Source organism: Crateriforma conspicua, assembly GCF_007752935.1.
In the GTDB taxonomy this organism is placed as follows: Bacteria; Planctomycetota; Planctomycetia; order Pirellulales; family Pirellulaceae; genus Crateriforma; species Crateriforma conspicua.
Genome location: NZ_CP036319.1, coordinates 5,010,387 through 5,026,969, shown reverse-complemented (window position 1 = coordinate 5,026,969; position 16,583 = coordinate 5,010,387). Strand labels below are relative to the sequence as shown.

Annotated in this window: 11 protein-coding genes; 7 read left to right on the top strand and 4 right to left on the bottom strand. The window is 59.9% G+C overall.

The window, feature by feature from the left end; all coding sequences use genetic code 11:
* Positions 1-104 precede the first annotated feature (104 nt).
* Positions 105-1,724, top strand: coding sequence for a DUF8689 domain-containing protein (locus tag Mal65_RS18385; protein WP_196784280.1), 1,620 nt, complete (start codon positions 105-107; stop codon positions 1,722-1,724).
* A gap of 45 nt (positions 1,725-1,769) precedes the next feature.
* Here Mal65_RS18385 and Mal65_RS18380 read toward each other — a convergent pair whose 3' ends face one another.
* The 3 genes from Mal65_RS18380 to sucC all read right to left on the bottom strand — a co-directional run bounded on the left by Mal65_RS18380 (position 1,770) and on the right by sucC (position 5,433).
* The gene (locus Mal65_RS18380; RefSeq protein WP_145300851.1) at positions 1,770-3,050 is read right to left on the bottom strand and encodes a GNAT family N-acetyltransferase; all 1,281 of its coding nucleotides are present in this window, start codon (positions 3,048-3,050) and stop codon (positions 1,770-1,772) included.
* A 240-nt stretch (positions 3,051-3,290) separates the two neighbouring features.
* Positions 3,291-4,172: a succinate--CoA ligase subunit alpha gene (gene sucD, locus Mal65_RS18375; RefSeq protein WP_145300848.1), complete on the bottom strand. Its 882-nt coding sequence runs from the start codon at positions 4,170-4,172 to the stop codon at positions 3,291-3,293.
* A 76-nt stretch (positions 4,173-4,248) separates the two neighbouring features.
* Complete coding sequence (gene sucC / locus Mal65_RS18370; protein ID WP_145300844.1) at positions 4,249-5,433, bottom strand: ADP-forming succinate--CoA ligase subunit beta; 1,185 nt, start codon at positions 5,431-5,433, stop codon at positions 4,249-4,251.
* Between the two features lie 129 nt (positions 5,434-5,562).
* On the opposite strand from sucC, the gene Mal65_RS18365 reads away from it, so the two are divergent.
* From Mal65_RS18365 to flgK, 4 genes are all read left to right on the top strand, one after another.
* On the top strand, positions 5,563-7,197 hold the full coding sequence (locus Mal65_RS18365) for a UxaA family hydrolase (RefSeq protein ID WP_145300840.1): 1,635 nt from the start codon (positions 5,563-5,565) through the stop codon (positions 7,195-7,197).
* 255 nt (positions 7,198-7,452) lie between these two features.
* Positions 7,453-9,213, top strand: a complete 1,761-nt coding sequence (locus Mal65_RS18360) for a hypothetical protein (protein WP_231131170.1) — start codon at positions 7,453-7,455, stop codon at positions 9,211-9,213.
* A 5-nt stretch (positions 9,214-9,218) separates the two neighbouring features.
* Positions 9,219-10,484, top strand: a complete 1,266-nt coding sequence (locus tag Mal65_RS18355; RefSeq protein WP_165701371.1) for a polysaccharide biosynthesis/export family protein — start codon at positions 9,219-9,221, stop codon at positions 10,482-10,484.
* A 78-nt stretch (positions 10,485-10,562) separates the two neighbouring features.
* Entirely contained in the window at positions 10,563-12,251 is a 1,689-nt protein-coding gene (gene flgK, locus Mal65_RS18350) for a flagellar hook-associated protein FlgK (RefSeq protein WP_145300834.1), read from the top strand.
* Between the two features lie 66 nt (positions 12,252-12,317).
* Here the strand turns inward: flgK and Mal65_RS18345 are convergent, their stop codons facing one another.
* A complete protein-coding gene (locus Mal65_RS18345; protein WP_145300832.1) occupies positions 12,318-13,439 on the bottom strand; it encodes a type IV pilus twitching motility protein PilT in 1,122 nt (373 codons plus the stop codon).
* A gap of 382 nt (positions 13,440-13,821) precedes the next feature.
* On the opposite strand from Mal65_RS18345, the gene Mal65_RS18340 reads away from it, so the two are divergent.
* Positions 13,822-14,850, top strand: coding sequence for an SAM-dependent methyltransferase (locus tag Mal65_RS18340; RefSeq protein ID WP_196784279.1), 1,029 nt, complete (start codon positions 13,822-13,824; stop codon positions 14,848-14,850).
* Positions 14,851-15,063: 213 nt separating this feature from the next.
* The gene (locus Mal65_RS18335; RefSeq protein ID WP_145300825.1) at positions 15,064-16,482 is read left to right on the top strand and encodes a sulfatase family protein; all 1,419 of its coding nucleotides are present in this window, start codon (positions 15,064-15,066) and stop codon (positions 16,480-16,482) included.
* Positions 16,483-16,583: the final 101 nt, after the last annotated feature.

Sequence of the window (16,583 nt, the reverse complement as noted above, 5' to 3'; positions counted from 1 at the left end):
CCGATTGTTCGGATTGCAAACGCGCGACCCCCACCGCGTCGCGGCGTTATCCATGCCTGCCGATAAATTCGGAAGTCGGAAAGGATTCCAACCATGGGTGCAAAATGAGTTCATCGAATCGTCCCGCCGCGCCGGGAATGCCGTCCGCTGCCCCCGATGCGGATAGCCAGCTGGACGCATTGTTGGCCAGAATCGAGTCGCTCAGCGGACAAGCGGCCGAGCCGAGCGATGGTGCCACCCCGGCGTCATCGTCGCCATCACCGCCACAAACCAGGCAACCGGCCGCCTTGCCGACCGATCGGGCGCCGGTGGGATCGCCTGTGCCGCCCGCCGCGGCGAATCCCGCGGCTGCCACCCGGCCGCCGGTGACAGCCCGGCCGGCCGCGACCCAGCCAGCGGCACCGACGGCGCGACCCGCCCAAGCAGCGTCTGCCGCCAAGTTGGGTTTTCAGCCATCGCGTGACGAACCTTGGCGTCCCATCGAACCGGCCACGATGCAGGAAGCGGGCGTCAACGAAACCCTGCTGGAAGCGATCGTCTATCGCTATCTGTTGAACGTCGGGGAATGTCCCGGCCGCCAGATCGCTGATCAGGTGAAGTTGCCCTTCCGGATGATCGAGCCGATTTTGACGCGGCTGAAAATGGAACAGAACGTTGCGTACAAGAGTGCGACGGCGACCAACGATTACGTGTATATCCTGAGCGAATCGGGACGTGCGATCGCACGCAATCATGCCTCGGATTGCACCTACTACGGGTCCTGTCCGGTGCGGCTGCAAGACTACATCGTCAGTGTCAAAAAACAGACGATCGAAGGTCAGTATCCGAAAAAGCAAAACCTGCAGGAAGCGTTCCGAGACCTGCTGATCAATCCCAAGATGTTGCTGCGTTTGGGCCCCGCAATCGCCAGCGGACGCGGCATGTTCCTGTTCGGTTTCCCCGGCAACGGGAAAACGTCCATCGCCGAACGGGTCACCCGGGCATTCGGAAAATACATTTGGATCCCGCGGGCGATCGATGTCGACGGCGACGTGCTGCGGGTCTTCGATCCGATGAACCATGAATTGGAAATGCCCGATCCGGGATCCGGGTTGCTCAAACAGGATCCGTTCGACCAGCGTTGGGTCCGCATCAAGCGGCCCACCATCGTGGCCGGTGGCGAATTGACGATGGACATGCTGGAAGTCGCTCGTAACAACGAATCGAACATCAGCGAATCGCCGATGCAGCTGAAAAGCAACTGCGGCACGCTGGTCATCGATGACTTTGGCCGTCAAAAGATGAGCGTGGATCAGTTGCTGAACCGCTGGATCGTGCCGCTGGAAAAACGGTACGACTTTTTGAACATGGCCAGCGGAAAGAAGATTCAGGTTCCCTTTGATCAACTGGTCGTCTTCAGCACCAACCTGGAACCCAAGGACTTGGTCGACGACGCGTTCTTGCGACGGATTCCCTACAAGATCGAAGTCGAAAATCCGCCGGAAGCCGACTTCCGTAAACTGTTCGAGATCATGTGTAAGGTGACCAAGATCCCGTACGATCCCGGCCCGATCGATTACCTGATCAAGACGCACTATTTGCCCGTCAATCGACCGTTTCGTAATTGCCAGCCGCGTGACCTGTTGCTGCAGGTTCGCAACTATTGCCTGTACAACGATTTCAAAGTCGAACTGAAGAACGAGTACTTCGACTTCGCCTGTGACAACTACTTCAGCGTGATGTAGTCGCCGGTGTCGTGGGCTTGATTCGCGGGGAACGCAAAGCTTGGCTTATCGCAGTTTGCCGATCCCGGCATCCGGGGTCGTCGCGCGGACGATCCGCTTGACGGATTCCTTCATCGGGATCGACTGCGCCGCGTGGACCACCATGCGTTCCAAGAATCGGTAGGCGCGATGGATCTTGCAACGGCTGATGCAGCCGGCCGAAACCTCGGTCACTGCATCGGTTTGTTTGCGTTTGTAAGGCTGTTCGCCATAGCCCATGTCGATCATCGTGATCCCGTGATCCGATGCCGCTTCGATGATGCCGCGGAACAATGCGGTCCCCGGTGAATATCGCCCCAGTGCCGGATCATAGGCGGGGAACCAATAGTGAAGTCGCCCGGATTCGATCATCCCGAAGTGCCCGGCGGCCGGTCGTCCGTCGACCCACAGCACACTCAACAGTCCTCGCGATGAACAGCGGCCGAAGTCTGCGGCATTCGAACCCAAGTCGCTGTGCAAGTCGCCGATCATGCGGCGGGTCCAGTCGGGTTTGAACAGGTCCAAGATGTGGGTCCGCCGGTACTGGTCACGTTTCCAGGCGATGACCTGGTCCAGCACGGCGGGGTCGCGACAGTCCAGTTCCCAACGCACCGTCCCGACTTCACGTTGCATCTTGCGCGTTTTTTGAGGCTGGCGTCCGATCGTTTTGTGATCACGCCCCAAACGCTTCAGGTAGCCACGCGAATCGTCGCCTAGCTCGCAAGCAAACGATCGCACCGTCCGCATTCGAAAACGATCGCGGTCGCGATCGTTGACGCCCGTCATGGCGTGGGCATCAAAGGATCGCAATGACAGTTGACGCAGTAGATCGATCCAATCGACGGTTACATCACTGGCCGTGATCAGTTGGTGTGCGTCGTTAAAGAAACGACCGACCGGATAGGCGACACGGCCGCGTCGATGAAACGGCAGCACGCCGACGATTCGATTTCGCTGGCTGGCGACCGCCACCTGCACGTCGCCTCGTGCACGCTGGACGGCTTGTGCGAAACGATGGGAAAAGAACGGCGATTGAAATTCCGGTCGGCCTTCCCGGAGCTGCGACCAGGAATCGATGGCTTGTGGATCCAGTTCATCCAGCGACAAACAGCGGACCGCGATGGGCGTCGTCGTGGCCGCAGCGATCGACGGTGTCTGGCCGTTGTCGACTGACGCGACAGTCCAGCGGCCGGCCGGCACCGTGGGGTGGCGGTTGCTGGACGAATCCTGCGATTCGCCCTGGCCACTGGGAAGGGCGTGCGATGCGGCGAAACGCGTCGTGGAAATTTCCGAAACTGTATCGGGCATGAACGCCGTGCCGTGGTCGTTGGAAGCGAACCCGTGGATGGCGGGACGGCCGTCCACGGAAACAGCATTCCAAAATAATCCAACTTTGCGGCGGCACCTGCGACAACCGGCGTCCGGCGGTATGTCGATCGCCGCGATGGTGGATCGTAGCGATCCGGCCGGTCATGCCGACCACCGCCAGCGGACTGCGTCGGGGCCTGTCCGTTTGATCGACGAAGGCGGTGACGGGGCGATGGCCGGTCAGCTGTGCTTTTTGATCGCTTCGGTGACCGCTTCGCCCATCGTGGCGGGCGTCGGTGCGACGACAATCCCGGCATCTTCCAGTGCCGCGACCTTCTCGGTGGCCGTTCCCTTGCCGCCGGAAATGATGGCACCGGCGTGACCCATGCGTTTGCCGGGCGGTGCGGTTCGTCCGGCGATGAAGGCCGCGACCGGTTTGGTGACATGTTCCTTGACGAACGCGGCGGCTTCTTCCTCGGCGGTGCCACCGATTTCACCGATCATCAGGATCGCTTCGGTCTGGTCGTCTTCCTGGTACAGCTTGAACAGATCGATGTAATTGGTGCCGACGATCGGGTCGCCGCCCAGCCCGACGCAGGTGCTCTGGCCCAGGCCCAGGTTGCTGGTTTGCCAAACGGCCTCGTAGGTCAGCGTTCCACTGCGGCTCATCACCCCGACCTTGCCCCGCTGGTGAATGTAACCGGGCATGATGCCGATCTTGCATTCCTCCGGCGTGATCAAACCGGGACAGTTGGGGCCGATCAGGATCGAATCGCTGGCTTTGACTTTTTCATAGACGCGGACCATGTCCAGCACCGGGACGCCTTCGGTGATGGCGGCGATGACCCGGATGCCGGCGTCGACCGCTTCCAAGATGGCATCGGCGGTGAACGGTGGCGGGACAAAAATCATCGTCGCGTCGGCGCCGGTTTGGGCGACGGCTTCTTCGACGGTGTCAAAGACCGGCAGACCTTCGACGGTTTGTCCGCCTTTGCCCGGAGTGACGCCACCGACCATTTGGGTGCCGGCGTATTCCTTGCAGCCCTTGGTGTGGAAGCTGCCCGCACTGCCGGTGATGCCTTGGCAGATGACCTTGGTGTTCTTGTCGATCAGGATGGACATGAGAGAGAGCTTTGAGCGGTAATCGGTTGGCGATGAACGGGGTTCGGATTCAGGGGCGAAAGCGGCGAATGGCCGCTCAGGCGACCGCGGCAACGATTTTCTTCGCCGCGTCTGTCAGGTCCGTCGCGGTGATGACGTCGATGTCGGATTCTTCCAGCAACTTGCGGCCTTCTTCGACCTCGGTGCCTTCCAAACGAACGACCAACGGGACGCTGAACCCGACTTCTTTGCCGGCTTCGATCAACGCGCTGGCGATCGTCGTACAGCGGGCAATGCCGCCGAAGATATTGACCAAGACGCCTTTGCAATTCGGATCGCTCAACAGAATCCGGAACGCTTCGGTGACCTGTTGGGCGTTGGCCCCGCCGCCGACGTCCAAAAAGTTGGCCGGCTGGCCGCCGTGGTACTTGATGATGTCCATCGTCGACATCGCCAGACCGGCACCGTTGACCAGGCAGGCGATGTTGCCTTCCAGCTTGACATAGCTCAGTCCCGCGTTGGCCGCGCGGACCTCACTTTCTTCTTCTTCACTCAGGTCGCGAAGTTCCAAAAGGTCTTTGTGGCGGAACAAGGCGTTTTCATCAAAGGTGACTTTGGCGTCCAAGGCGATCATTTCGCCGTCGCCGGTGATGACCAGCGGATTGATTTCGGCAAGCGAGCAATCGAAATCGACAAAGAACCGACAGATCGCGGTCATGAACTTGTGGGCCGCCTTGGCCGCGGCACCTTCGATCTTCAGTTTCTTGCACAGCTTGCGGACTTGGTAAGCATCCAGTCCGACGGCGGGATCGAAGTGTTCTTTGAAGATCAGTTCCGGCGTTTCCTCCGCGACGGTTTCGATCTCCACACCGCCTTCGGTGCTGGCCATCAAGACCGGGCGTGATGCGGCACGGTCCAGAACGATGCCCAAGTACAATTCGCGGGCAATGTCGCAACCGGCTTCGACAAACACACGGTTGACCGTCTGGCCTTCGGGGCCCGTTTGGATGGTCACCAGTTTGTTGCCCAGCAGGCCCGCCGCCGCCGCTTTGGCTTCGTCGGCCGACTTGACCAAGACGACGCCTTTTTGATCGGGATTGTCGATGACGTTGCCTTTGCCACGCCCGCCGGCATGGATTTGGGCTTTGACCACCGCAATCTTTCCGCCCAGCTTGTCATACGCCGCCGCGGCCTCATCGGGCGTCGTTACCATTTGGCCTTCCAGCACCGGCACGCCGGCCTGGCGAAACAATTCTTTGCCTTGGTATTCGTGGATCTTCATGTTCGGTAGTCGGCTCGGAACCCTGGCGACGCGGAAACGAATCATTGCATACGGGTCGAAGAATATAGGCGGACCCCCGTCGCGACGGAACCACAAGAAGCCCCAAGGAACCCAGCGGAATTCGAAGCCATGACCTTTGTGCCACCAAATGGCGACACCGATCACCCATCGGGCAGCTCAACTCCGCAGGCCCAAGCCCGCTTGGTTCGGTTGCACGATGACGACAACGTGGGGATCGCAACGGAAATGCTGATGCCCGGACAGAGCGTGGCGATTCCGCCACCGGCAGATCCGTCGTCTTCGACCGGAAATACGATCGTCGTTTGTCAACGTATTCCGCCGGGGCACAAGATGGCGATCGCCCCGATCGATGCCGATACCGATGTCCGGAAGTATGGCCAGCGGATCGGAAAAGCCACGCAGCCGATCCGCGTTGGTGATCACGTTCATGATCACAATCTGGCCGATGACCATCGCATCGCGGTCCGTGTCGACAATCGACATCCACCGCAGCGTCCGACACCGATCCGGGCGACGTTTCAGGGTTACCACCGTCCCGGCGGCAAGGTCGGCACCCGGAACTACGTCGGACTCATCGCGACGGTCAATTGCAGCGCCAGCGTTTGCCACGCGGTGCTCAAACGTTTTGACGATGATCGGCTGGCACGCTGGCCGAATGTCGATGGCGTCTTTGTCGCGACGCACACCACCGGTTGTGCCCTCCGCTACGGCGGCCAGAAACACGAAATGCTGGGCCGCGTCCTGTCCGGGTATGCGCGGCACGCCAACGTCGCCGGGTGTTTGATGATCGGCTTGGGTTGCGAACAAACAACCGCCGGTTATTTGGCGGAACACCATCAAATGGTATCGCTGTACGGGCCCGACGGACGACAACTGACCCGCGACGATGGCGTGCCGATGATCGTCATGCAAACGGAAGGCGGCACCCGGGCGACGATTGAAAAAGCCGATGCGTTGCTGGAACAAGTCCTGGATCGGGCCAACGCCTGCCGACGCGCCCCGGTCGACGCATCGCATCTGTCGGTCGCCCTGGAATGCGGCGGCAGCGATGCCTATTCCGGTTGGACCGCCAACCCGGCCGTCGGTGCCGCGGCCGACCGCTTTGTGGCTTGCGGCGGTTCGGCGGTGATCTCGGAAACCACCGAGCTGTACGGGGCGGAGCATTTGTTGGTTGACCGCAGCCGCAGCGATGACGTGGCCAATGCACTGCTGGATAAAATCCGCTGGTGGAAAGAACACGTGGCGATGTTCGGCGGCCAGATTGACAACAACCCCTCGGTGGGAAACAAGGCCGGGGGGCTGACCACCATCACCGAAAAATCGCTGGGGGCCGTCTGCAAAAGCGGTTCCACGACCCTGCAAGCAGTCTATGACTATGCCCAACGCATCGACCGAGCCGGCTTGAGTGTCATGGATAGTCCCGGATTCGATCCAGCCAGCGTGACCGGCAAAGTCGCCGGAGGCTGCAACCTTGTACTGTTCACCACCGGTCGAGGAAGCTGCTTCGGTTGTAAACCGGTGCCGGTGATCAAAATCGCCAGCAACAGCGATCTGTTCCACCGCATGCGCGAAGACATGGACGTCAATGCGGGAGACATTGCCGACGGTCACAGTGTCGACCAGGTCGGTCAGCGAATCTTTGAGTTCTCGCTGGACGTTGCCAGCGGCCGGAAAACGTCCAGCGAAGAACTGGGCATCGGCGACCACGAATTCATCCCTTGGACGGTCGGGCCCACATTGTGACGACATCCGGCGATCGACTTTGTCGGTTATTCGACCTGGTCGATGGATCACAGCGTCCGAAAAGTCGGCTGGTCGGTTTGGCCCGAAGCATTGGACGGATTCTTCCGATGGGAACCATGACGCAGAGGCAGTGTTCAGTGCGTACGCCGATGCCCCGCGGACAACGGGGCGGCACGGCGGCGTTCGATCGAGGGGGCGGCACGGAAGCCGGTCACTGCCTGATTCGTCGCGTTTCACGGATGAAACCGAGCACCGATGACGTACCGAAATCGTTCCAACCGACCCACCGCGCAGAACGCTGCGGACCGACCGTCGGCTGTCCGCCGGTCACGTCGACGTCTGCGGTCGTGCTTGATGTCGGCCGTCATCATTCCGTCGACCCTGCCGGCCGCGGAAACACCGCAAGTCAATCCTTTCGTGCAACAGATTGCTGCACCGGAGCAATCCGGCCCATCAGCCGCCGGTTCGCTGCAGGGATGGCAGTGCATACCACGCCCGGGAAAACTCGTTAAAACGACCGATGCGTCCACCAGTTTGACCGGAACACAGGCCACCGGGCCAGAAGGTCTGGGGATTCAACCCTCGACGGCGGTTCCAGCGCCGATACCGATGGATCAGCTGTTTCAAACGCAGGCATCGACAAACTCACCGAGCTCCGCGAAGCCGCCCGCACCGATGAAAGCCGCGCGGTTGCCCGCGGTGCAAGCGAAGGGGACGGACGCGACTCCGCCGGTACCACCGTCGCTGTCGGAATCCGTTCCGCGGTCCAGGATGCTGCCAACCGGTTCTGTGGCAAGCGGCGACGAACAAGTGGGCACATTCGCCAGCAACGCATCGGGCCAATGGACGGTGCCAGGCTCCGGTGCAACGTCTGGTTACAAAGTGGTCGCGGCAGCGCAAAGCCAGGAAGTCTTCCAAACCCAACCCGCAACGTCGCCACGCCCGTGGCTGGCCAGCGGAACATCGATTTCGCTGGACCGTGACGCATCGATGGCTTTGGCCGAGGCGACCGCAGACTACGGTGTCGGGGCTTGGGCCAGCGCCGAAGACAACGCATGGTTGGCCATCCGCAAGGCGGCCCAAAGTTTGGATTGCCAGTCGTCTTCTTCACGCGACGTCCAGCAGTTGAACCAGGCAATCGATGCCATCCGCGAAGCCAAAGACTTCGTAGGCCCGTACGCGGCCGATGATCCGGTCGTGTTGCGACGCCTGATTCGTTCGCATCGCACCAGCGTGGCCGCACCTTGGCTGGATGCTTCGCACGCGGTCGTGCCGTCATGTCGCCAATTGGCCGACGTCTACTTGAACCATGCGCGACGCATGCTTGGTGATTTGGCGTCGCGTCATCTGGTTGCGGCACGGTCGTTGGATCTGTTGGCCGCTGTGACACTTTCTCGCAATGACGAAACGACGTTGGCGGGGCCGGTCGCCCTTTGTCTGCGTCGTGCCGCGCTGCAGGGGCAACCGCAGAATGCCAGCTTGGCGTTGAACCTTGGCCGCCAGTTGATCGACGTCGGTCTGTATCGCGAAGCTCATTGGGCATTGCAGCAGTCGTATCAGCACGAGCCATCGGCCGAATCGGCGGAGCTGATCGCACGACTGATGCACCAAGCTGGCGAAACGGATGCGGCGGGTCAGTGGATGATCGCCGCACGTCAAAGCTTGCAGAACGCGGGTGCAGCGGCGACCGGATCGCCGGTTCCCGAGGTCGTCCACGTCAGCCCGGCGGAATTCGCTTCCCTGTCCGCTCGGCCCCCAGTGGTCCACGGCACGCCGGCGATGATCGGAAATCAGACCGCCACGCCTAACCAGGCAACCACGATGAACCCGCGGGTGGCCATGCGGCCCAATGCCGTCGTTCAACCCTACGCCGTTTCGGGGAACGTAAATGCCTCGGCAAACCGGCAAGCCGCGCCCGGCCAACTGGTTGCGCCCGGCGCCATGCCCCCAGCATCCACCGCTCCCGAACCGGGGCCGGCAAAGCGGATGTTCAACGCGATCGGAAAGTGGTGGTGATCCCTATGGCGAATCATTCACCGCTTCTCGGCGTCCGCCCTTCGGCGCGATGTTGGCCCAGCACGTATGGCGTCGTCGGTCTGGCGATGATCTTGTCGATATTGATGGCGACGACGTTGTGTGCCCAGTCGTCGACGCCTTGGACACCACCAGAGGCCGGCAGCGCTGCGATTCAAAATCGTCCCTGTGCAAACGGCGGTGGCGGCGCATGTGGCATCCAGCCCGGCAGCGGATGTCCCAACTGCATGATGGGTGTTGATTGCCAAAACTGCTGGGGCAGCGAGTCGCGCTGGCAAGACATGCGGCCGGTGCAATTCGCACCCTACGGACCCGGCGGGTATGCCGGACCACCGAGGACGGCGCACCTGGCACAGTACCGTCTTCGACCCGGCGACCAAGTTCGCTTGCTGTACCTGGTGACTCGTCGACAGGGCGGCGGATCGTATCGATTGACACCCGGGGACGAAGTGTTGATCGAATCGTTACAGGATCCTGATTTGGTCCGCGGGACTCTGGACCGAGGCCTACAGATTCAGCCCGATGGTACGTTGACGCTTCGGTTGTTGGGCGAAGTCCAGGCCGCCGGTCTGACCGTTCGGCAATTGCGCGAACAGCTGGAAGAGTTGTACACGGAATACTACGAAGAACCGTCGATCGACGTCACGCCGGTCCGCACCAACACGCTGGCCGAAGACATCCGATCGGCGGTCGCCGGCCAGGGTGGATTCAATCAGCAGAATTTGGATTTGGTCGTCATGCCCGACGGCAATCTTCGTTTGCCCGGCTTGGGGGCCGTCTGTGTTCAAGGATTCACGCTTAGCCAGCTGAAACGCGAGATCAATCTGCGTTATAGCCGTATCGTGGTCGGTCTGGAGGTGGAACCGATTTTGACCGGCCAGGCCCCCCATGTCGTGCACGTCTTGGGGCAAGTCGCCAATCCGTCGCGGATCCAAATCGACACGCCCACGACCGTGCTGGGGATGATTGCCGCCGCGGGCGGTCACCTGCCGGGCGGAAACATGCGACAAGTGGTGATTTTCCGCCGGGCACAAGACTGGCGTCTGATCTCCACGATGTTGGACCTGCGCGGGGCCGTGTTGGGTAAACGCCCCACACCGGCCGACGAAATTTGGGTCCAAGACGGCGACGTCATCATCGTTCCCGAGAAACCGATCCAAGTGTTCGACAACTGGGTCCAGCAAGTTTTCACCGACGGTCTGTACGGCATCATCCCTGTTGATCTGGTCACCGACGCGATCATCAACAATTGATTCGGGGCCGGTTGTAGGGATTGGATAAAGTTCGACGCCTTGCGCGTCCGAAAACCGATCAGGGGAGAAACCTGATCGATGAGCCTATTCGGAACGATCCAACAGTCCAACGGTGCACTGCAGGCGGCGCAGATCGGCCTGCAAGTGGTCGGCAACAACATTGCCAATTCCAACACCGAAGGCTACATCCGCCAGCGTCTGGAACAGACGCCCGCCGGTGCTTTTCGCCAGGGCGGGTTGATCAAGGGCCAGGGCGTTCGGCCGACCGGCATCACGCAGGTGGTCGACAAGGCGTTGGCCGAACAAATGTTCAATGCCGGCACGGCGCTGGCCGGCGCCGAATCGTTGGGCCAGGCGTATTCACAGCTGGAAGAAATCGCCAGCGAACTGGACAACAACGGAATCAATTTCCAGCTGTCCGAATTCAACAACGCGTTGCATGAATTGACGACCCAGCCGGCCGATTCGGCGCTGCGGGAATTCGTCATTCTGCAAGGGCAATCCTTGGCGTCGAAGCTGAACAACACACGCGAAAAAGTGCTGGATCGCCAAGCGGGTGTGAACACCGAACTGGATGACATCAGCAACCAGATCAACCGGCTGACCAACCGCATCGCCGAACTGAATGTCGAAATCGCCACGATCGAAGGCGGCGGTTTGATCGGCAGCGATGCAACGGGGCTGCGTGACGAACGCTATCAAGCACTCGAAGAATTGGCGACGTACGTCAACATCAACTTCCAAGAACAAACCAGTGGCAACGTCAACGTATTCGTCGGCGGCGATTACTTGGTCACCAATGGCATCGCACGGGACGTCTACACCGCCTACAGCGAAAATGAAAGTCGTCCCGAGGTTCGCATCATCGAAACCGATGCACCGCTGCAAGCGACCGGCGGCAAGTTGGGGGCCGCGCTGCAAGCCCGCGACAGTATCTTTGGTGAATTCGTCGGTGACTTGGATTCGATGGCGTCCGGTTTGATCCGGACGATCAACCAGATTCACACTCAGGGACAAGGCCGCAAAGGCTACACCGATCTGACGTCCGATTCGGCCAGCGAACCCGGCGTGCCATTGGAATCGGCCGGCCTGCCGTTCACACCCGAAAACGGAACTTTTGACATGGCGTTGGTCGACGCCGATGGCAAAGTCATTTCCAACCACCGCATCACCGTCCGTGTGTTGGGCCAAGTCGGTGATTCGACGATGCAATCGGTGGCCCAGCAGATCGATGACATCGACGGACTTTCCGCCACGATCACCAATGAAGGTCGACTGAAGATCAGTTCCGACAACCCGCCGACTGAATTTACCTTTGGCGAAGACACCAGCGGGTTCTTAGCGGCCGCGGGTCTGAATACCTTCTTCACCGGGACTCACGCCGGTGACATCGCCGTCAATGATGTCTTGGCTCAAGACGCGGACTTGTTGGCGGTCAGTTTCGGCGGCATCGGCGAAGACACCGAAGCCCTTTATGAAATGACCGATCTGGTCGACCGGCCCCTGGACGTGCTGGACGGCCGCACCGTGCGCGGCGTCTATGAACACTCCATCGCGTCGTTGGGACAAGAGGTCAGTTTGCACCAAAGCAGCACGCAAGGTCTGAGCGACTTTCACGCCACGCTGCAAAGCAAACACTTGGCGATCACCGGTGTGAACATCGATGAAGAATCAATCAAGATGATCATGTACCAACGAGCATTCCAAGCCAGTTCGCGAGTGATCTCGACCGCCAGCGAAATGTTGGACCTGTTGGTCAATCTGTAACAGATCCAGCTTTTCGCCGCCCGTTTGCAGGCAGTTGGCAGCGGTGCCAGCGTGAAGCGTGGATGATCAAACCCGCGAAACCAACCCGTCGGCCGCGGTATCGATGCCCTTCAGCAGGGACGCCAACGATTCGCGGTGCGGCGCATAGTCCATACCGGTCTCCATTGAAATCTTTCCACCTTGGACCAGCTCGCACAGCGAATGCGTGAAGTCACGCATGCCTTCGTCTTTGCAAACGTTCAAGATCGCCGGGATGTCTTCGTCTTGTTCGTTCAAGATCCGCTCGCGCACGATCGGATTGTTCAACAAGACTTCGGTGGCCGGGTATCGTTCGCCTTCGACCGCACCCGGGATCAGCCGCTGGCACATGATCGCGCGCAAGCTGTTCGCCAACGATGAACGAATGAAGGCGTGTTCTTCCTTGGGAAAGAATTCCAGGATGCGGCTGAATGATTGCTCCGCGTCGCTGCAGTGCATCGACGCCATCACCAAGTGACCGGTCTCCGCTGCCTGGACCGCCGCCAATATGGTTTCTTTGTCACGCAGTTCCCCGATCAAGATGCAATCGGGGTCTTGCCGGACGACGTACCGCAAGGCATGGGAATAACTGGGGACATCGATACCGATTTCACGCTGCGAAACGATCGACTTGTTGGACGCGAATCGATATTCGATAGGGTCTTCGATCGTGATCACGTGCATGCTGCGGTGGTGATTGATCCAGTCCATCATCGCGGCCAATGTGCTGCTTTTGCCGCTGCCCGTCACACCGGTGACCAAGATCAGCCCGTCGAAACTTCGCGAGATCGTTTGTTGATACACCGGCGGCAGGTGCAGCTTTTCGAAATCCGGGATCACGCTGTTGACCCGGCGCAATGCCGCATGCATTTGGCGATCGGATCGATAAGCGTTGACGCGAAACCGGTCGCCGGATTCTGACAGAAACGCAAAATCGATCCCGCCATACTTTTGGTACTCCTCTTCACGTCCCGGCGGCATCAACGCCACCATCATCGCCGTGATGTAAGTACTGTCGGGCAGCGGCGGCATGTCCAGCGGTTTCAGATGACCGCCGATTCGCACGTAGGGAGGCAAGCCGACCTTCAGATGCAAATCCGACGCCTCGGCGCGACTGACGAAGGCCAACAGTTTCAGGATTTCCTGGTCCGGCGTGTGAAGCTGACTCATGACGGGCCTCCCCGAGTCGTCTGTCGTGGTGCGGAACCATCGCCCGGCGGATCATTCGGCCAGGCGAACACCCCATCATAGACATCGGCGCACCACAAATGAGGTGCTTCGATCCCCTCGGTCTGAATTTCAACGCCCCTGCGACACTGTGCCCTTCGGTGCAAACTGTGTGACCGGCAACGCCCAGTACCGAGCCACGTCGACGATCCGGTCGGCCGCCGGGACCTCGACTTGCCAAGGTGCATTCGCCACGATGCGTGGTTTGACCGCAGGCAAGGTTGCCCACCCTTGCCGGTCGGACGCTTGACCCCTGACAGCCTGGATTCATCGACACGTGCCGCAGATACCTGACCAACCCTCGGATGCCCAAGCCGGATTCGCGATGTCGACTTGCGCCAATGGCGCTGAATCGTGGGTCAAGGCGGATGCCACACGACAGGGCTGGCGGCTGGCGTTTTCGCGGCCGGGATTTGTGACGTTGAAACATGATGATCCCGCAGCCGATCTGCCATCGGGAATCTTCATTCGCCGCAGCTGCCATTCGATTGGCTCGGGGCGTGGGAACGATTCCAACGCGTTGATCGCCAAGTTGGCGGAGGATTTTCAGACCAAGTTTTCCGGTCCGATCCCCTTTCGCACCCTGCACGTCTGGTCGCGTGACCGTTTGCCGATCGGCAAGTTCGGATTTGAACCCGAACTGGACGCGCTCAGCGATGCTGTGGGCGGACAGATTCTTGCGCACCTGCCGAAGACCTTATTGGACGCTGATAAGGTCAATGGGATCGCCGAAGCCGGGACGCCCGTGATGGACGTTGTGTTGGTGGAACCGAACCAATGGTTTTGGGGATGGCACGTTGCCCGTGATTGGCATGATCGGTGGCCCGGAGGGATTCAACCGATCCGTCCCCAAGTCGAACCCGTTTCCCGAGCCTACTTCAAAGCCGCCGAGTCGATTGCCTGGTCTGGATTTGAGATGCGCCCCGGTGATCTGGCCGTTGATGTTGGCAGTTCGCCCGGAGGTGCCAGCGGGCTGTTGCTGGAAATGGGACTTCGCGTCCTGGGCATCGATCCCGCGGAAATGGACCCGTCGATCAATGAACATCCAAATTTTCAGCACGTCCGGGCGCGTGCGGGCGACTTGAAGCGATCGGTGTTTGGTGATGCCAAATGGATGATGGTTGATTCCAACGTCAAGCCCGACCAAACCCTTTCGACCGTCGAAAATATTGTCACGCACCCGCGAGTGCCGATCGAAGGTGTTCTGTTGACATTGAAGCTTGGCGACTATGCGATGGCCGAAAACCTTGACCGGTGGCTGGATCGCATCCAAAGCTGGAATCCCAAAGACGTCCAAGTCCGGCAGTTGACTCGAAATCGATGTGAAGTCTGCTGTGCCATTCGCATGCGGTGAACTCGCTCTCGCACACCGTCCTGTACGGTGACCCTGTCCGACCTGTCTGCTTCAAAGGATGCGACAGGTTGTCTGTGCCGTGGATACCCCGCGGCGCCCCATGACGTGTTATGGTCACCGGGACAATGCCACCGGCCTGGTCATCGTCCGCACGCGACGTCTGGTTTGGTTGTCGGTGGCTACGTTTTGGTCCCTCAGCGATAGAGCGAAGACATGCTGAATGATCTCCGGTGCAATGCGTTGTCGTTTTCTTTGGTGGTCATTGGTGCATTGGCGGTTGCCGCCGACCCGTCGAAACCGGCGAACGCCTCGGAACCACCCAATGTTGTTTTCATTTTTGCCGATGACTTGGGTTGGGGCGATCTCAGTTGCTATGGGCAAAGCCGTATCAAGACGCCAAATCTGGATCGTCTGGCCCGGCAAGGCACACTGTTCACCCAGTTCTATGTCGCCGGTTCGGTATGTTCGCCCAGTCGGACCGGCATCATGACGGGGCAAAACCCGGCGCGGCATCGCATTTTCGGTCATTTGGCCAACCGGCAAAGCAACCAGCGGCGTGGCATGCCCGATGCGTTGGACCCCAATGTGCCCACATTGCCCGACATGCTGAAAGACGCCGGCTACGTCACGGCTCATTTTGGAAAGTGGCACCTCGGCAATGTTTCGCCGGATCATTATGGCGTTGATGTTTTCCGAACGGACAAGTTTTGCAACGTCGCGGGTAAACAGGTGATCGACATTTGGAGTGCCGAAGCACGCCCGGTCTGCACGGCCAATATCCTGGACGCAACGCTGGATTTCATTCGCGAACAGGCAGATGCACCGGAGCCGTTTTATGTCAACGCATGGTTTTCCGATCCGCATGCGACCTTGAATCCTTCGCCAGACCAATTGGATCGAGTGAAAAATCTGGCACCGCAAGGCGTGCCGTTTCCCGGTGTTGCGCAGATCTATTATGCCTGTGTGTTGGAGATGGATCGTCAGATCGGACGCTTCATGGATCAGCTGGAACAATTGGGGGGCGCGGATCGAACGTTGATTTTGTTTTCCAGCGACAACGGTCCCGAAGATTTTCAAATTCGTAATGCGGCCCACAGCGGGGTCGGCAGCAGCGGTCCGTTTCGTGGTCGCAAACGCAGCATCTACGAAGGTGGCATCCGCACACCGTTGATCGTCCGCTGGCCGGGCCATGTTCCCGCCGGAAAGGTCAATCGAACATCAGTGATCAGCGGTTTGGATTTTTTGCCATCGTTGGCCGCCATCGCTGGTCAGTCAGCCGACGCGATCGTCGGTGGGGATGGGGAAGCGATGGACGACGTTTGGCTGGGAGCGAACCGCCAACGTCGCACGCCGTGTTTTTGGGAATGGCGGTACCGTGTTTTCGGGCACCCCGCCAACATGCCGCCGCAATTGGCCGTTCGCGACGGAGATTTCAAGCTGTTGGTCAATCCCGATGGCGGGCGAGTCGAACTGTACGACTTGGGCAGCGATCCCGGCGAACAGGACAACGTGGCGGCGAATCACCCAGATGTCGTTCAGCGTTTGACGCAAATGGTTTTGCAGTGGAACAAAACTTTGCCCGATTCTCCGCGAGACCCCGGGGCGGGGCTGAAAGCTTGGCGGTGGCCCTGATGGAGGCTCGGCCGACTGCCTTTCCTGACAATGCTGGAAACGCCAAGTCGTGCCAACCACCCCACTTGCGGAGAGGATCCCGAAAGCCGGTGGCCGACCGT